Source organism: Acinetobacter sp. SM1B, from assembly GCF_003289665.1.
GTDB classification, from domain to species: Bacteria; Pseudomonadota; Gammaproteobacteria; order Pseudomonadales; family Moraxellaceae; genus Acinetobacter; species Acinetobacter schindleri.
The window spans coordinates 2,209,705-2,227,773 of the sequence record NZ_QMBM01000001.1 but is presented as its reverse complement, the minus strand read 5'-3'; the positions used below and the strand labels follow the sequence as shown (position 1 = coordinate 2,227,773).

Annotated in this window: 13 protein-coding genes; all 13 read left to right on the top strand. The window is 42.8% G+C overall.

Translation table 11 applies throughout. The features are described from left to right. Window positions 1-13 precede the first annotated feature (13 nt). Window positions 14-2,179 carry a type IV pilus secretin PilQ family protein gene (gene pilQ / locus C8322_RS10800; protein WP_005223467.1) on the top strand — a complete coding sequence of 722 codons (2,166 nt, stop codon included), beginning with the start codon at window positions 14-16 and terminating at the stop codon, window positions 2,177-2,179. Window positions 2,180-2,215: 36 nt separating this feature from the next. Beyond that, complete coding sequence (gene aroK / locus C8322_RS14600) at window positions 2,216-2,752, top strand: shikimate kinase AroK (RefSeq protein ID WP_005223465.1); 537 nt, start codon at window positions 2,216-2,218, stop codon at window positions 2,750-2,752. A gap of 27 nt (window positions 2,753-2,779) precedes the next feature. Continuing rightward, window positions 2,780-3,859: a 3-dehydroquinate synthase gene (gene aroB, locus C8322_RS10790; RefSeq protein WP_111810612.1), complete on the top strand. Its 1,080-nt coding sequence runs from the start codon at window positions 2,780-2,782 to the stop codon at window positions 3,857-3,859. A gap of 13 nt (window positions 3,860-3,872) precedes the next feature. Continuing rightward, window positions 3,873-4,715 (top strand): hypothetical protein, encoded by an 843-nt coding sequence (locus C8322_RS10785; protein WP_005223461.1) that lies wholly within the window; start codon window positions 3,873-3,875, stop codon window positions 4,713-4,715. Window positions 4,716-5,176: 461 nt separating this feature from the next. After that, window positions 5,177-9,652 carry a glutamate synthase large subunit gene (gene gltB, locus C8322_RS10780; protein WP_171063866.1) on the top strand — a complete coding sequence of 1,492 codons (4,476 nt, stop codon included), beginning with the start codon at window positions 5,177-5,179 and terminating at the stop codon, window positions 9,650-9,652. A 72-nt stretch (window positions 9,653-9,724) separates the two neighbouring features. Continuing rightward, window positions 9,725-11,146 carry an FAD-dependent oxidoreductase gene (locus tag C8322_RS10775; protein WP_111810611.1) on the top strand — a complete coding sequence of 474 codons (1,422 nt, stop codon included), beginning with the start codon at window positions 9,725-9,727 and terminating at the stop codon, window positions 11,144-11,146. Between the two features lie 292 nt (window positions 11,147-11,438). After that, window positions 11,439-12,029, top strand: coding sequence for a LemA family protein (locus C8322_RS10770; protein WP_004809996.1), 591 nt, complete (start codon window positions 11,439-11,441; stop codon window positions 12,027-12,029). A 19-nt stretch (window positions 12,030-12,048) separates the two neighbouring features. After that, complete coding sequence (locus C8322_RS10765) at window positions 12,049-13,149, top strand: TPM domain-containing protein (RefSeq protein WP_111810610.1); 1,101 nt, start codon at window positions 12,049-12,051, stop codon at window positions 13,147-13,149. Next, window positions 13,143-13,703, top strand: coding sequence for a TPM domain-containing protein (locus C8322_RS10760; RefSeq protein WP_111810609.1), 561 nt, complete (start codon window positions 13,143-13,145; stop codon window positions 13,701-13,703). The genes C8322_RS10765 and C8322_RS10760 overlap by 7 nt, the downstream gene beginning before the upstream one ends. A gap of 455 nt (window positions 13,704-14,158) precedes the next feature. After that, window positions 14,159-14,629 carry a pilin gene (locus C8322_RS10755; RefSeq protein ID WP_111810608.1) on the top strand — a complete coding sequence of 157 codons (471 nt, stop codon included), beginning with the start codon at window positions 14,159-14,161 and terminating at the stop codon, window positions 14,627-14,629. Window positions 14,630-14,913: 284 nt separating this feature from the next. Continuing rightward, a complete protein-coding gene (locus C8322_RS10750) occupies window positions 14,914-15,318 on the top strand; it encodes a pilin (protein WP_201897984.1) in 405 nt (134 codons plus the stop codon). Further along, a complete protein-coding gene (tfpZ, locus tag C8322_RS10745; RefSeq protein WP_111810607.1) occupies window positions 15,319-16,077 on the top strand; it encodes a TfpX/TfpZ family type IV pilin accessory protein in 759 nt (252 codons plus the stop codon). Window positions 16,078-16,230: 153 nt separating this feature from the next. Continuing rightward, window positions 16,231-17,862 (top strand): PglL family O-oligosaccharyltransferase, encoded by a 1,632-nt coding sequence (locus C8322_RS10740; protein WP_111810606.1) that lies wholly within the window; start codon window positions 16,231-16,233, stop codon window positions 17,860-17,862. Window positions 17,863-18,069 lie beyond the last annotated feature (207 nt).

The window sequence follows — 18,069 nt, the reverse complement described above, 5'->3', positions numbered from 1 at the left end:
AAAGGGAATAACAATGAATAAAAGTTTTAAAGAATTTATTTTTGGGGATGTTAATACAATGAATCATGTGTTTCGTCAGTTTTCAATGGGGGCAGTTGCCATTGCTGTAATGCAGGCGGCAAGTGCACAGGTTTCGATGACCAATGTGGTGCCAATGCAGATTCCAGGACAAGGTACTGAAATTCGTGTGATGTTTAATGGCTTGCCACCTCAACCACAAGCTTATCAATTAGAATCGCCATCACGTCTGATTCTGGATTTTGATAAAGCACAGCAGAATTTAAAACAAAGCAGTATTGCTGTTGCAACGAAAGAAGCAAGTTCTGTAGATGTGACTTCAGATGCCCAGCGTGCACGTTTAACTGTGAATCTGGCTGATGCGGGTGCATTTACCACGCGTGTTGAAGGCAATACCTTTATTCTAAAAATCAATTCAACCAATCCAGTTATCCCTGTACAGCCAGTTGTACAACAAAATACTCAAGGCATTACCAATATTGGGTTCCAGCGCGGGGCGAAAGGTGAAGGTCAGGTCGTGATCGATCTGGCGAGTGGTAATACACCGGTTGATGTACAACAGCAAGGTACTAAAGTTATTGTACGGGCATTAGGCTCCAAGATCCCGGCACATTTAACCCGTCGTCTGAATGTGAATGATTTTGCTACACCTGTTTCGACAGTAGATGCGGTCAACCAGAATGGCTCTGGAGTGGTTACCATTCAAACTTCAGATAGCTATGAATACATGGCTTATCAAACCGATAATAAACTGACAATTAGTTTAAAACGCCCAGAAGAGAAAAATCCATTACGTCCAAAAGCTGCTCAGCATTATACTGGTAAGAAAATTTCTTTAGATTTTCAGGATATTGAAGTTCGCCGAGTATTACAGCTACTAGCAGATTTCACTGACATTAATATGGTTGCAGCAGACAGCGTACAAGGCAATATTACTTTACGTCTTAAGGAAGTGCCTTGGGATCAGGCTTTAGATATTGTTTTAAAGACTAAGAATTTGGATAAGCGTCGTAATGGTAATGTAATCTGGATCGCGCCTGTATCTGAGCTCATTAAAGCTGAAGAAGAAGAAGCCAAAGCACTTGCACAAAGTGTAAAGCTTGCTCCTATTCAGACAGAATATATGCAACTCAGTTATGCCAAAGCAGCTGATATTGAAAAGCTCATCACGCAGAATAAAGGGGCCTCAAGTGCCGGTTCTAATACAGGCAGTACAAGTGGAGATGATAAGGAGAGTCTACTGAGTTCACGTGGTTCTATTTCTATTGATGCACGTACCAATACTTTAATTGTAAATGATACTCAGCCTTTTATCGATAAAATCCGCAATATGGTGGATCTGCTTGATGTACAGGTAAAGCAGGTCATGGTTGAAGCACGTATTGTGCGTGCATCGACTGAATTCACCAAAGAAATCGGGGTGAAATGGGGAATTCTTTCTCAGGGCATTACTAATAATAATAATCTATTAGTGGGTGGAAGTGACACTACACTTTGGGATTTGCGTGATCCTCAAGAAAGTGATTTAGGTGGATATACCTATGATATTCAACGCCCAGATAATTTGAATGTTGACTTGGGTGTTGCAAACCCTGCTGGTCGAATTGCTTTTGGCTTGATTAGCTTATCTGACTTTATGTTAGATCTGGAGCTTTCTGCTTTACAAGCAGATGGTTATGGTGAAGTGATCTCAACACCTAAAGTTTTAACAGCAGATAAGCAGGCGGCTAAAGTTTCATCAGGTACACAAATTCCGTATCAATCTTCAGAAGGGGGTGGTGCAAATGCAGTTTCAACTACTGAATTTATTGATGCAACCCTCAGCTTAGATGTAACTCCTAGTATTACACCTGACGGTAAAGTTCAGATGCTGCTCAATATTACCAGTGATACTCCTGGAAACCCGACTCCAACGGGTCAATTAACGATTAATAAAAATCAAATTAGCACTAATGTGCTGGTTGATAATGGAGAAACGGTAGTTTTGGGGGGGATTTTTGAGCAAGAAACACGGAATGGACAAACTAAAGTACCTTTCTTGGGAGATATTCCATATTTAGGTCATTTATTTCGTAGAGATCTTAAATCTGACAATAAGCGTGAGCTCCTGATTTTTGTTACACCTCGAATTGTTAATGACAGTGTTTCAAGAAATCATTAATATATTTTGAAATTAACAAAATGAATAGGTGACTCCTTGCCAAGCAAAGAGTTTGAATCCCTGCCAAATATCTATTTGGTAGGGCCGATGGGGGCGGGAAAGACAACAGTAGGACGGCATTTAGCAGAATTGTTAGGACGAGAATTTCTGGATAGTGATCATGAAATTGAGCGTAAAACAGGTGCAACGATTCCCTGGATCTTTGAAAAAGAGGGTGAGCAGGGCTTTCGTAGTCGTGAAACGGTTGTCATCGATGAGTTAACTTCACGACCACAGTTGGTTTTGGCCACAGGTGGTGGTGCGGTGACTCAGGCGCCTAACCGCGAATATCTGAAACAGCGAGGCATCGTTGTTTATCTCTACACTCCTGTGGAAATCCAGCTCCAGCGAACCTATCGCGACAAAAACCGTCCCTTATTACAAGTTGAAAATCCGGAACAGAAACTTAAAGATCTGCTTGCAATTCGGGATCCGCTGTATCGGGAAGTCGCACACTATATTATTGAGACCAATCAGGGTGCTGCACGTGATCTGGCACAGCGTATTCTGCATCTCATCCTTCCGAAAAAATAAGCTCAGTAGAAAAGTGGTTACCCCATCATGCAAACCTTACATGTCGAACTCGGTGAACGTCGTTACCCAATTTTTATTGGTAGCGATTTAAATCCTCAACAGCTGTTAGAACCTTATATTCATGGTAAACAGGTGATGATTGTCAGTAATGATACGGTGGCACCACTATATCTGGAACATTATAAGACAGCCTTGGAAAAACTGGGTAAAACGGTAGCGACCTGCATTTTACCGGATGGTGAGAAATTTAAGGATATTCAGCATTTAAACCTGATTTTTGATGCATTGCTTGAAGCAGGTTTTAACCGGGATTGTACGGTATTGGCATTGGGTGGTGGCGTGATTGGTGATATGGCTGGTTTTGCTTCAGCCTGTTTCCAGCGTGGTGTGTACTTTATTCAAGTGCCAACAACTTTGCTTTCGCAGGTGGATTCCAGTGTCGGTGGTAAAACCGGGATCAACCATCCACTCGGTAAAAACATGATTGGTGCTTTCCAGCAGCCACAAGTCGTGCTGGCGGATATGTCCCAGTTATCAACCTTGCCAGATCGTGAATTATCAGCAGGTCTTGCTGAAGTCATTAAATATGCATTACTCGGTGATAAGGACTTCCTGGTTTGGCTGGAAGCCAATATGGAAGGTCTGATTGCTCGTGATGAGCAGTTGCTCGCTGAAGCTGTTTATCGGTCCTGCGCGCATAAAGCCCGTATCGTGGCGAACGATGAAAAAGAGCAAGGTGAGCGTGCTTTACTCAACCTCGGTCATACTTTTGGCCATGCCATTGAGTCTTATCTGGGCTATGGTGAATGGCTGCATGGTGAGGCGGTGGCAACCGGTATGGTCATGGCCGCTGATTTATCACAGCGTATGGGCTGGATTTCCGAAGCAGATCTCGCGCGTACAAAAAAAATCATTTCTCGTGCCAAACTTCCGATTGTTTGCCCTAAAATTCCTCTGGATGATTTCCTGGGATATATGGCACATGACAAAAAAGTCTTAAATGGACAGTTACGTCTGGTATTGCTGGAACAATTAGGACAAGCGATTATCACCCGAGACTTTGATGTAGAATTAATGAAGCAGGCCATTCTGGCCAATCAGGCATAGGTAATTTTAGAAAATGACAGCACTCCATACGCCATGGCAAAAGATTCAGCATTATTTTTGGCTGGTGACTGCGGTAGGCTGTCTTTTTGTTGCGCTCATTTTTTGGGCAATTACAGATAAGGATCAGGTCACTCCTGTAGAGAAAAAGCCTGAAACAGAGGTTGAACTACTGATTCAACCAGAAAAAGTTTCTTCAATGACCCATCTTGGTGCATTAAATGAGGAAGTTCATCCGCTGGATATGACCACACGCACCATTGTAAATGCAAACCATGAAGCCGAGTTTCGTGGTAACAAATATGTTACTCAATTTAAAAATCAGTATGCGATTGAGCTATTTCGGGTCTCTGATGAAATTATTATTAAAAACTTTTTAAGAAAACAGGTAGATCGTAATAAATTCATATACTTGCGTCTGTCAGGCGAAAATATGCCTGAGCAATATGTTTTACTCTATGGTTCTTATAAATCAGCCAATCAAGCAAAGCAGGCACTGGACCATCTGAATATGGATTTGCCAAAATCAGTCAAACCAGCTGTGCAGCAAATTCAGGATTATCAACCTTATGTGAATAACTTAGGTTCTGATGAGCTGACGTCTAACCAGAAACTCTATCAAGTACGATTAAAAAATGTGCCTCTACCAAAAGTAGAGGAAACAGTAGTTCCTGAACCGCAGAGCCAGCCCTCATCAAATACGCCAAGTACCACCAGTACAACCATTGTTCGTCGTGATCCATCGGGAAATGTGGTAGATGTGCAGAAGTCTGAAAGCACTGTACCGTCAACGCCACGTGCTCAACCTAATGGTCAACAACGTGCTGAAGAACAAGAGATAAGTGATCCTTTTAACTGATACAAATTTGGGTGCGAGCTAAAATAGCGCACCCTGTATGAAAAAATGCTATAAATGTGCGCTTTTGGTGCAAAAAATACACAATAAAAATCATCACTCTGTATCTAATATTTGCTAAATCTTTGTCATTGGTATTGTTTCTGTCTTAGTGCATCAAGTTGGCATGTTCTTTGCTTTATTGGTGCATGAATTGAATTAATCTCCCTGTTTTGGCGCGAAAATGATTCGATGATTATGCGTAAGTGTCATATTTAGTCGTTATTTTTATGTGATTTCTGAGTCTTTTAAACTTTATTTTTCATGCGTATTAATCTGAAAAGGTTTATCTTCAAGGTGTGAAGAAAAGTTTTACTCTGCTAATAGAAATTTCCTCGAAAGTAAATTGGACGCCATCGCAAAGACGGATTTAGATTGTTTAACAGCCCGCCAGGGCTTTGTGATAAGAAGGGTACGCTATGCACATGCCATCGCCTAATAATGTAGCTCCCGCTCAAGGTTTATACCAACCGGATGAGTTTAAAGATAACTGTGGTTTCGGTTTGATCGCCCATATGCAGGGTGATGCAAGCCATGATCTCGTCAAGACCGCAATTCATAGTTTAAGTTGTATGACCCACCGTGGTGGTATTGCCGCAGATGGTAAGACCGGTGATGGGTGTGGTTTGCTTTTGGCAATGCCAAAGGAATTCTTTCGTGAAGAAGCAAAGCGTTTAAGTGATATTACCTTAAGCGAAATTTTTGCTGTAGGTACGATCTTCCTGAACCTGGATCCTGCACTGGCAGCACACGCAAAACAAGTATTAACCAAAGAAATTGAAGAAGAAGGTTGCCGCGTTATTGCATGGCGTGTGGTACCAACCAATAATGGCGCGTTAGGTGAGATTGCGATGCAGTCTTTGCCTGCTTTTGAACAGGTCATTGTTAACTGCCCAATCGGTGTCACTGAGGTTGAATTTAACCGTAAGTTATTCCTGGCGCGTCGTCGTGCCGAGCAGAAACTGACCAATGATCCATACTTCTATGTAACTACCTTATGCTCAACTGTGATTAGCTATAAAGGTTTGATGATGCCAGCAGCAATTGCTGACTTCTATACTGACCTGGCTGATGAGCGTTTGGCGTCACATATTGTGGTGTTCCACCAACGTTTCTCGACCAATACCTTGCCACGCTGGCCATTGGCTCAGCCATTCCGTTATCTGGCGCATAATGGTGAAATCAATACCATTACTGCAAACCGTAACTGGGCGCTGGCGCGTACACCTAAATTCGAAAATCCATTGCTGCCAGGCTTGACTGAACTGAACCCGATTGTTAACCGTACTGGTTCGGATTCTTCTAGTCTGGATAATATGCTGGAAATCCTCATAGGTGGTGGTATGGACCTGTTCCGTGCGCTACGTATGCTGGTTCCACCCGCTTGGCAGAATGTTGAAACACTTGATGCTGACTTACGTGCATTCTACGAATTTAACTCTAAGCATATGGAAGCATGGGATGGTCCTGCAGGCCTAGTCATCCAGGATGGTCGTCATGCGATCTGTATGCTGGACCGTAATGGTTTGCGTCCTGCGCGTTGGGTCGTGACTAAAAATGGTTACATCACCCTGGCGTCTGAGATTGGTGTATGGGGTTATGAGCCTGAAGATGTAGTATCTAAAGGTCGTGTAGGTCCAGGTCAGATTCTGGTTGTGGATACCTTGACTGGTAAAGTATTAGATACTCAGGATGTCAATAACCACCTGAAACGTATGCGTCCATACCGTGAATGGCTGCGTGAAAATTCAGTACGTTTACAGGGTAGCCCTGAGCTGGAAGAATACCTGTGCGATCAAGGCTTAAAAGGCGATAGCCTGAAAGCAGCACAGAAAATGTTCATGGTGACTTTTGAAGAACGTGATCAGTTACTACGTCCAATCGCAGAAAGCGGTCAGGAAGCTGTAGGTTCAATGGGTGATGATACGCCAATGGCCGTGTTATCACGTCAGGTCCGTCACGTTTCCGATTACTTCCGTCAGCAGTTTGCGCAGGTCACTAATCCGCCAATCGATCCATTACGTGAATCGATCGTGATGTCACTGGAAACCTGTTTCGGTCGTGAACAAAATGTATTTGAGCAAAGCCCAGAACATGCAGACCGTTTGATCGTATCCAGCCCGGTGCTGACGAATTCAAAAATGCATCAGATCCGTACCATCGGCCGTAAAGGTTATGAAATTGCGGACATCGATCTGAACTATCCAGAAGCGGAAGGTCTTGAAGCGGCGATCTCACGTATCTGTGAAGAATCTGCCCAAGCGATTCGTGATGGTAAGACTTTACTGGTTCTTTCAGACAAGAAAATTCGTGAAGGCTTCTTGCCAGCCAATGCTGTAATGGTCACTGGTGCAGTACACCATTATCTGATCAATACAGGTCTGCGTACCGATGCGAACCTGATTATCGAAACTGGTTTTGCTCGTGATCCACATCAGTTTGCTGTACTTCTAGGCTTTGGTGCGACAGCGATTTATCCATACCTGGCGTATGACGTGATCAATGATCTGGTCGCGAAAGGTGAATTGCTGGGTGATCCGGTATACGCGCAAAACAACTTCCGTAAGGGTATTGAAAAAGGCTTACTAAAAGTCCTGTCCAAGATGGGTATTTCAACGGTTGCGTCTTATCGTGGCGGTCAGCTGTTTGAAGCAGTGGGCTTATCCAATGAAGTGGTGGATAAATGCTTCATCGGTGTACCAAGCCGTATTCAGGGTGCTACTTTTGTCGATCTTGAAAATGACCAGAAACAGTTGGCGGATATTGCCTGGAAAAACCGTAAACCAATTGATCAAGGTGGCTTGCTGAAATTTGTCTTCGGCAAGGAATACCATGCATTTAACCCGGATGTAATTAACTCGCTGCACAAAGCAGTACGTTCTGGTAATTATGCAGATTTTAAAGAATATGCAGAACTGGTGAATAACCGTCCGATCGCAACGATCCGTGACCTATTCAAACTGAAAACAGACAATTCGATTGCACTGGATCAAGTGGAATCTGTAGAAGAGATCCTGCCTCGCTTTGACTCTGCGGGTATGTCTTTAGGTGCTTTGTCGCCTGAAGCACACGAAGCGATTGCAATTGCCATGAACACGATTGGTGGTCGTTCAAACTCGGGTGAGGGCGGTGAAGATCCAGCGCGTTACGGTACCATCCGTAACTCGAAAATCAAACAAATTGCATCGGGCCGATTTGGTGTGACGCCTGCTTACTTAACTTCGGCAGAAGTCCTGCAAATTAAAGTCGCGCAAGGTGCAAAACCAGGTGAAGGTGGCCAGTTGCCGGGCGGTAAAGTAAACGGTCTCATTGCCCGTTTGCGTTACTCTGTACCAGGTGTAACCCTCATTTCGCCACCACCGCATCATGACATCTATTCAATTGAAGATTTATCACAGTTGATCTTTGATTTAAAACAAGTTAACCCACAGGCGATGGTGTCAGTTAAGCTTGTTTCTGAACCGGGTGTCGGTACGATTGCGGCAGGTGTAGCGAAAGCCTATGCTGACTTCATTACCATTTCTGGTTATGACGGCGGTACAGCGGCTTCTCCACTTTCCTCTATTCACCATGCAGGTTCGCCTTGGGAACTTGGTCTAAGTGAAGCGCATCAAGCCCTTCGCGTAAATGACCTGCGTGGTAAAGTCCGCGTACAAACCGATGGTGGTTTAAAAACCGGTCTGGACGTTGTGAAAGCAGCAATTCTGGGTGCAGAAAGCTTCGGCTTTGGTTCAACACCAATGATTGCCTTAGGTTGTAAATACTTACGTATTTGCCACTTAAATAACTGTGCAACCGGTGTAGCAACCCAGCAGGATCACTTGCGTCAAGAACACTACATTGGCGAACCACAAATGTTGATCAACTTCTTCACCTTTATTGCTGAAGAAACACGTGAATGGTTGGCGGCACTTGGCGTATCTAGCCTGAAAGACCTGATTGGTCGTACAGATTTGCTGGAAGTCTTGCCAGGTGAAACTGACAAGCATGCACATCTAGACCTAAGCAAACTGCTGGAGTCACATCCTGCAGCTGAAGGTAAAGCACAGTACTGTGAAGTTCAGGGCAATGCGCCGTTTGACAAAGGTGTTCTGGCTGAGAAAATGGTAGAAGAAATTCTGCCAGCGATTGAAGCAGGTACTGGTGGCGAATATCACTACAGCATTGGTAACTGTGACCGTTCGATTGGTGCACGTCTGTCTGGTGAGATTGCCAAACGTTATGGCAACCTCAGCATGGAAGCTCATCCGGTTAAAGTAAACTTGCTGGGTACAGCAGGTCAGTCACTGGGTGTATGGAATGCCGGTGGTCTGCACATCAGCCTTGAAGGTGATGCCAATGATTATGTTGGTAAAGGCATGGCAGGCGGTCGTATCTCGATCTTCCCACCGAAAGGTTCGCCATTCCAGACGCAAAATACTGCGATCATTGGTAATACCTGTCTGTATGGTGCGACTGGCGGTAAATTGTTTGCTGCAGGTACTGCGGGTGAGCGTTTTGCGGTACGTAACTCAGGTGCCTTTGCCGTGATTGAAGGTGCGGGTGACCACTGCTGTGAATATATGACTGGTGGTATTGTGACTGTGCTTGGTAAAGTAGGCCACAACTTCGGTGCAGGTATGACCGGTGGGTTTGCCTATGTGCTTGATCTGGATAACGACTTCGTTGACCATTACAACCATGAACTGATTGAGCTGAATCGTATTTCTACGGAAGCAATGGAAGAGCACAAAGAGTTCCTGGGTCGTATCCTGGATGAACATATTAAAGAAACAGGTAGTGCTTGGGCGTACAAGATCCGCCACGAGTTTGACTTCTATAGCCGTAAGTTCTGGTTGGTAAAACCAAAAGCTGCCAACTTGCAAACGCTGTTGAAAACAACTCAAGCTGATCCACAATAATTCCACTACTGCAGAAATGAAGGCAGATGCAAGGCAACTGTGAACCCCTTGCATCTACCCACGGAGAGAGACATGGCAGAACGCCTAAGTAATGACTTTCAATTCCTGGATGTAGCACGCCAAGATCCAGAGAAAAAAGAGATTGACGTCCGCAAAGCAGAATTTGTGGAAATTTATAAACCTTTCACAACTGAAGTGGCTGCAAATCAGTCACATCGTTGTCTAGGTTGCGGTAACCCGTATTGTGAATGGAAATGTCCGGTTCATAATTACATTCCAAACTGGTTGAAGTTGCTGGCAGAGGGCCGTATTTTTCAGGCAGCTGAACTGTGTCACCAAACCAATACTTTGCCAGAAGTCTGTGGTCGTGTTTGTCCCCAAGACCGTCTGTGTGAAGGTGCTTGTACCTTAAATGATGGTTTTGGTGCAGTCACCATTGGTAATGCTGAAAAATATATCAATGACACCGCTTTCGCTTTAGGCTGGCGTCCAGACATGTCTCATGTGAAATGGACTGACAAGAAAGTTGCTATCATTGGGGCAGGTCCTGCCGGTCTAGGCTGTGCTGATATTCTGGTACGTAATGGTGTTAAACCTGTTGTATTTGATAAACGTCCTGAAATTGGTGGTCTGCTGACTTTCGGTATCCCAGAATTCAAGATGGAAAAAGACGTGATGAAACGCCGTCGTGAAATCTTCACGGGTATGGGTGTTGAATTCCGTCTGAATACTGAAATTGGTACAGATGTAACAATTGACCAGTTACTGGCTGACTACGATGCTGTCTTTATGGGTATGGGAACATACACTTATATGAAAGGTGGCTTTGCTGGTGAAGATCTGGATGGTGTATATGATGCACTGGATTTCCTGATTGCTAACGTAAACCGTTGCCAGGGGTGGGAAAAAGATCCATCCGAATACATCAGCGTTGAAGGCAAAAAAGTGATTGTCTTGGGTGGTGGTGATACCGCGATGGACTGTAACCGTACTTCAATTCGTCAAGGTGCGCAGCAAGTCACTTGTGCCTACCGTCGTGATGAAGCCAATATGCCAGGTTCACGCCGTGAAGTGACCAATGCCCGTGAAGAAGGGGTGAATTTCTTATTTAATCGTCAACCCATTGAAATTATCGGTGAAAATGGCAAAGTCACAGGTGTTAAAGTGGTGACCACACAATTGGGTGAGCCAGACAGCCGTGGTCGTCGTAGTCCAGAGCCTGTTCCAGGTTCAGAAGAAGTTCTTGCTGCTGATGCAGTATTGCTTGCTTTTGGTTTCCGTGCCAGCCCTGCAGATTGGTTTGCCTCTGCCAATGTTGGAGTAGACGGTTCAGGTCGTGTGCTGGCAGCAGAACAGCAAACATTTAAGTTCCAAACCTCTAACCCGAAAATTTTTGCCGGGGGCGATATGGTACGTGGTTCTGATTTGGTGGTGACTGCGATTTGGGAAGGCCGTCAGGCAGCAGAAGGTATTTTAGATTATTTAGATGTCTAAACGAGTTTGTTTTCGTTAGATGTGAAAAGGGCTGAGTTTTAAGGAATTCAGCCTTTTTTTTATTGGATATTTTATCAACTTCATCTTCTTCTGGAATATATTCTCATCCTTGAACCATATATGACGTAAGAGAAGTACCATCAATATTAATTCAATCTACTGTGCAAGGTTATTGTTTGATGTAACCAGTTTGGTGATTCGCTCGATTAAACAAAATACACAAACACGTCAGAATTTCACGTTAGAATGAAATCATTTCAAACAAATACAAAGAAAATTTAGAGGTTGATTTATGAATTTCACAAAAAAAACCATGCTCGCAGTTGCCTTAACCAGTACATTGACTTTAAGCGGTTGTGGCTATAACACCTTACAAGTGAAAGATGAAGCCGTAACAGCGGCTTGGTCAGAAGTCCAAAACCAATATCAACGCCGTGCCGATTTAGTGCCAAACTTGGTGAATGTGGTCAAAGGCTATGCCAAGCATGAAGAACAAGTCTTGACTGAAGTCACTCAGGCACGTGCCAATGTCGCAGGCTTAAAAGTGGATAAGTCGGTATTAGAAGACCCTGCGTTATTCCAGAAATATCAGGAAGCACAGGCGCAAATGACCAGTGCCTTATCACGTTTAATTGCGGTGTCTGAAAATTATCCAGACTTAAAAGCCAATGAGCAATTCCGTGATTTACAAGTACAACTAGAAGGCACAGAAAACCGTATTGCCGTGGCGCGTAACCGTTACATCAGCACAGTGCAAGACTTTAACAGCTATGCACGTCAATTCCCGCAAGTGATGACCGCAAAAGTCATTGGTATGGACACTAAACCAAACTTTAGTGCCGAACAAAGCGCACAAACAGCACCGAAAGTTTCGTTTGAATAACGCCTAGGAGGATGTCTGGATGCTGCAATCGCACAGCAAGACCCACATGAGTCTAGCGCAGATGCTGCTGCTCATGGCAGTTATGTGTTTCAGCTGCTTGGCATATAGTGAAGTTGCCACTGCAACTGATGAAACCGCCGAAGCTTTGGTGCTGGGTAAAATTGTGCAGCAACAGCATCCTCAAAATGCCAACCCTATCCCAGATCTTGCAAACTCACGCCAGTCTACATCCAGCACTCAGCAAGCACCTGTAGAAACACCTGTTCAGCAACCGCAAATTGCCAATGATATGGCAGAAGGTGAATCTATCCGTGCTTTGCCGACCTTGAATCAGCCCGTGGTCGATCAAGCTAATTTGCTCACTGCTGCAGAAAAACAGCAAATCAGCCAGCGGATTTTAAATATACATCAACAAGCCAAAGCACAAATTGGGGTGGTGATTGTACCGACCACAGGGCAGGAAGATATTTTTGATTTTGCCATGCGGGTCGCAGAACAATGGCAGCTCGGTTCTGCCAAGCAAGATAATGGTGTGTTGATGGCAATTGCAGTCAATGACCGCCGTATTCAAATTTTAACGGGGTATGGTTTAGAGGGTGTGCTGCCCGATATTGTAGTCAGTCGGATTATTAACCAACGTATTACGCCGTATTTTAAACAAGCGCAATATGCACAAGGCATTGACGCAGGCTTGGCAGAAATTGAACGGATTTTAAACCTAGACCCCGAAGTTGCGGCACAGGCAGCGCAAGAACTGAAACAGCGTCAGGAACAAGCCTTGCAAGAACAACAGGCGCGTGAAAAAACCTTGAGCACTGCTTTATTTATTTTAATTGCGGGGGTAATTGGCTCACTGATTGTCGGAAAACGCTTAAGTGCTTCAACCGCTGCCGTGGCAGGTACAGTGGCAGGTTTGGTCAATGGTGCAGGCTTAATCACCAGTTTAATGATTGGCGCGGGAATTTTCTTTTTACTCATCACTGCCATTGCACAGACTATTTTCCAAATTTTCTTGTCCTCTGCAGGGCGTGGAGGCGGACGTGGTGGTGGTTTTGGCGGCGGTGGCTATAGTGGCGGCGGTGGTGGCTTTGGTGGGGGAGGAGCATCAGGATCATGGTAACAACAACCGATACAACAGAAATTATTACTCAACCGAAAATGGACATTGCAGCGCGTCCGAGTGTAAAGCGCTGGCTGAAGCATTTCTTTTTTTTACCTGCCACCAAACGTTTTTTTAATGCGCAGGATCAACATGCGATTGCAGAAGCGGTGACTGCCGCCGAGCATGGGCATGTGGGTGAAATTCAGGTGGTGATTGAAGGCTGTTTACCCTCGCGTTTGGCGTATGCGGTAGATACGCATACCCGCGCGCGCCAATTATTTGCAGAATTGGGTGTTTGGGATACCGAACTGAACAGTGGGGTTTTGCTGTACCTGAATTTGTGTGAGCGCAAAGTTGAAATTGTGATTGACCGTGGGATTAAAACTGCGACCACTCAACAGGTGTGGGATGAGGTCTGTGCGCATATAGTGCAGGGTTTGGCACAGCAACAATATCGGCAAGCGGTAATCACAGGTGTGCAAGAAATAGGTGAAATTTTGGATGGTTTTTATGAACGCCAGTTGCTAGATACACAAAATGAACTGGGAAATGCGCCAATTATTTTGGGGTGAGTGTTGCTAATGTTCTTTGCTTTTTTTAAATTCTCGCTTTTTAAAGAGAGGCTAGGAGAGATTTTCAATATTGGCAGTTTTCATTACATTTGACTCATTTTTTCAAAGTGGGAAGCTGTGTGAGTACAAAAGATAACCACTGCACACAAGCTAAATTTGCTGAAATTTAGATTAAAAATGCAAATAAGTGTGTGATTAATTTATTTTTAAAATTAAAAAATGTGACACACTGCTATAAAATTGACAAAATTTGTTAAAATTTTAATTTCAACTGACAATAATTGTCACTTTTTTACAAAAATATACATCTAAATTAAAAGTTCTAAATTTTTTATGTATAAGATGCTGTTTTTCTGTGTAAAATGTTTATAATAAAAGTTGGCACGTTTAGTGCTAAGTATAAAATAGCTTACAAAGCTTATAATTAAATTAACAAACATTTGTGGAGAATGTTTATGAATACAGTACAAAAGGGTTTTACACTAATCGAATTAATGATCGTTGTCGCGATCATTGGTATTTTGGCGGCAGTTGCAATTCCTGCTTATCGTGAATATGTAGCAACTTCTTATGGCGCATCTGCAGTTGGTGGACTTAATAATTTTATTCCCAAAGTACAAGCTTGTGTACAAACAGCTATTGGCTGTGAGTCATTAAATGGCACTGCTGCTGCTGGTAATGCGGCTGCAGTCGCAGCTGAAATTCCGACTTCTGCGACGCCTAGCTTTACAACGTCAAAAACTGAGATATTTAAATCTGCGAATGTTGCTGAGAATACCGAAGTTACGATCACTTCAGGGAATGTAGGTTGTACTGTAGCAGCAGCAGTAACAGCAAATGGAGCAGTAACATATACTACGACTGCTACGAGTAATACTGGCCCATCTACTGAAGCTCAATGTAAAAAAGGTGCGAAAGTAGGCTAATTAAATTTGCTAATTTTTCACTGTTAAAAGAACGCATCAAAGTTGATGCGTTTTTTATATTATTTAAAAAATGACTTGATTAAACAATTTTTTTTAAAAAAAATGTTTGTGATGTTTTAAAAGTTATTTAACCTGATCTTGTTATCTTATGTAATAACAAAAAAAATAAAATAGTGACAAATTTTTTTAAATTAATTATTTTATTAAATTTAAGATTTTGATTTTTATAATTTATTTTTTTGGCATGCTTTTTGATTGTATTCTTTTTTATATAGTTTGGGGCAATGGTCATGCAAAAAGGATTTACTTTAATTGAGTTAATGATTGTTGTCGCGATCATTGGAGTATTGGCTGCGGTGGCTATTCCTGCTTATCGGGAATATGTATCGGTATCTTATGGGGCGGCTGCAATGAAAGTTGTTTCGGGACAAACTGTTAATTTACAAATGTGTGTGCTGGATGCGGGAGTGTGTTCGATTATTAATAGTACAGTATCTTCAACTACTGGATTATCTTCCCAACCAAGTCCAGTAGTTACCAATGCACCTGCAACTTTAACTTTTGATAATTCAGTTTGCCAAGTGACTGTAAGTGTAGATATAAATGGCGGATTGATATATTCAGCAAATACATCGAATGCAGCAAAAGCGACAGTTCAACAATGTAAGAAAGGTGCAGGTTTATCATAAATGATGGGAAAGATTGAGGGGAGTATGTTGAGGGATAAATTTAAAGCATTTGTGATACATTTAAGTTTAAGTGCTTTGGCTGGGTTGGTCTGTGCCTTTGTTATTTATAAAGTCTGGTTTATCGCACCTTTAGAGATTGCTACAAAAATTACTCCCATCTTTTTGATGATGGTAGGGATTGATATCATTGTCGGTCCTTTATTGACGTTCCTTGTGTATAAGAAAGGCAAAAAAACATTAAAATTCGATCTAAGTATTATTGTCTTCATACAATGTATTGCTTTGATTTATGGGGTTTTTAATATATATCAAAGTCGTCCATTGTGGATTGCTTTTGATCAAGATGCTTTTTATCTAGTTAGAGCGAATGAGGTTGATCTGGAGAGTGAGAAAAAAGCCGCTATCGCTTATCAAAGCCGCATTGTTAGCAAGCCGCAGTTTGTGAGTATAAAAAGACCTGATATCGAAACACAAAAAGGTAAGGAGTTACGGTTTTATGATTTTATGGGGATGAATTTAGCTGTAAAAAAACCGGAACTGTATGATTCTATGAATAACGCCCGACAAGCTTTGTCAACTCAAGCATTCGCTCTACAGGATTTAGAAAAATATAATGCGAATACCTCTCTAATTTTGTCTAAATATCCACAAGCAGATGCATTTCTACCACTGAAAACAAATGTTATTGATATGACGGTTCTCATTAATAAAGAAAAAGGCGAAGTGGTTAAAATTGTCGACCTACGACCTTGGAAATAATCGCTTAAATTTAAAATGGGGAATTTCAGTATTCCCCATGCAATTATCCCACTTCAAAACGGGTAGAATTTCAATCAAATTTGCTATACAAAGCACTATCATCTTGCTTAAAAAAATATAAGATAGAGCCAGTTTTTAGTCTATTTTTTTCCTATGAAATCTGCACTGCTACTTTTGGCTGCCATCCTTATCTCCCTTGCATGGCTATTGCCCATTCACTACCGTCCATGGGTCACCTATACAGGCGAACTCTACGCATTTTTTGCCCTGTTTGCCCTTGCAGCCTGTCTATTTAAAGAAAAATTACAAATACCCAAAATTAGCCTGCCCTTACTGGCACTGAGCAGTGTTCCACTCATTCAGTGGGGCTTTGGCTTAGTCTACTTCTTTGACAAAGCTTTGCTCAGTAGCGTGTATATCTTCAGTTTTTGGTTGGCAATCATTTTGGGCTATAACCTTACGCAAAACAACAGCGAACGTGAACGCATCTTTACAGGCTTTAGTTATGTGCTACTTGGCGTGGGAAGTATTACCGCATTCATGGCGATTTGCCAGTGGCTCACACTCGATCAATACCTGCCAATGATGGTAGATATAAAAATTGGACAACGTCCTTATGCCAATTTCGCCCAACCGAATAATATGGCGACCTTTTTGGTGATGTCGCTTATGGCTTGCCTATATTTATACGAAAAACAAAAACTTAAAACCGTGTGGATTGTGATTGCTGCTGCCATGATTTTGGTCGGTGTGGTACTGAGTCAATCGCGGACTTCATGGTTGGCGTCGCTGTGTCTCTTGACCTATTTGAGCTATCAACAATACCGTGGCGTGATGCGGATTAAATGTCGCTATAGCTTGCTGTGGTTTGCCGCATTTATCGGGCTGATTTTTATCGCACCTGCTTTTAGTCAAATGCTCTCACAAAGTGCAGACCTTTCGGTGCAATCTCGTGACGTGGTACAGCGCGCCACAGGTGATATGTCACGCTTGGCCATTTGGCAGCAAATGCTCGCTGCGATTGCACATCAACCTTGGTGGGGCTATGGTTGGCATCAAACCAGTGTGGCGTATGTCACGATTAGCGAATTTGTCCAAGGCCCTGTGTGGATTCGCAGCGCACACAATTTTATTTTGGACTTTTTACTTTGGAATGGTGTGATACTCGGCGTGCCATTTTTGGCGTATCTGGGCTATTGGGGCTACCAACTGCATAAATATAACCAGTCGGTGGAATCGGTTGTGGGGATTTTAATGCTCGGTGCATTTAGCGTGCATGCTATGCTGGAATTTCCACAAAACTATGCCTACTTCTTGCTGCCTGTAGGTTTTATTATCGGTATGATTCAGTCACAGCGCGTAGTGAAAGGTCTTACTTTATCTCCACTATATTTACGCAGCACTTTTGTGGTGGGTGCATTGTTACTAGTGCTGATTTATCGTGATTATGAGATGATGGTGCCTAAATTGAATCAGTCGGTACGCTACGAACACACACCTGAAAAAATCACCCATCAAGATCGTATTTTTGTACTGGAAGAATTTAACCGCCGTATTGCGTGGATTCGTTTAAATCCGTATAGCCTACAAACGCCTGATCAATTGCAGGATATCCATGAAATTGTGTTGAATTATCCAACCCGCTACGATTTATTGAAATATGCACGCATATTAGCCTTTAACGGTTATGAGGCAGAAGCCAAAAAGCAATTATGGTTGTTAAGCACTTTGTGGCAGGTCAATGTAGATTATGCGACTTTATTGGATGAGGCCGCGTCACGCTGATTTAAGTATTCTATTTAAAAAAATATGCTTGTGTGGCTTCCCCCTTTGAAAAAGGTGAGCCATATATGGCGCAAGGAGGGGGATTCAAAAAATATAAGCCAAATATGGTGAAAATCCCTCCTAACCTCCCTTTAAAAAAGGGAGGAACATTCATCATAAAATTTATTTATTGTGCAAACATGCTTTTCAAGCTTCCCCCTTTATCAA

Excerpts from the sequence above, each read along its gene's own strand:
- pilQ (WP_005223467.1), top strand. The coding sequence starts at position 14 with ATGAATAAAAGTTTTAAAGAATTTATTTTTGGGGATGTTAATACAATG.
- aroB (WP_111810612.1), top strand. The coding sequence starts at position 2,780 with ATGCAAACCTTACATGTCGAACTCGGTGAACGTCGTTACCCAATTTTT.
- C8322_RS10785 (WP_005223461.1), top strand. The coding sequence starts at position 3,873 with ATGACAGCACTCCATACGCCATGGCAAAAGATTCAGCATTATTTTTGG.
- gltB (WP_171063866.1), top strand. The coding sequence starts at position 5,177 with ATGCCATCGCCTAATAATGTAGCTCCCGCTCAAGGTTTATACCAACCG.
- C8322_RS10775 (WP_111810611.1), top strand. The coding sequence starts at position 9,725 with ATGGCAGAACGCCTAAGTAATGACTTTCAATTCCTGGATGTAGCACGC.
- C8322_RS10770 (WP_004809996.1), top strand. The coding sequence starts at position 11,439 with ATGAATTTCACAAAAAAAACCATGCTCGCAGTTGCCTTAACCAGTACA.
- C8322_RS10765 (WP_111810610.1), top strand. The coding sequence starts at position 12,049 with ATGCTGCAATCGCACAGCAAGACCCACATGAGTCTAGCGCAGATGCTG.
- C8322_RS10760 (WP_111810609.1), top strand. The coding sequence starts at position 13,143 with ATGGTAACAACAACCGATACAACAGAAATTATTACTCAACCGAAAATG.
- C8322_RS10755 (WP_111810608.1), top strand. The coding sequence starts at position 14,159 with ATGAATACAGTACAAAAGGGTTTTACACTAATCGAATTAATGATCGTT.
- C8322_RS10750 (WP_201897984.1), top strand. The coding sequence starts at position 14,914 with ATGGTCATGCAAAAAGGATTTACTTTAATTGAGTTAATGATTGTTGTC.
- tfpZ (WP_111810607.1), top strand. The coding sequence starts at position 15,319 with ATGATGGGAAAGATTGAGGGGAGTATGTTGAGGGATAAATTTAAAGCA.
- C8322_RS10740 (WP_111810606.1), top strand. The coding sequence starts at position 16,231 with ATGAAATCTGCACTGCTACTTTTGGCTGCCATCCTTATCTCCCTTGCA.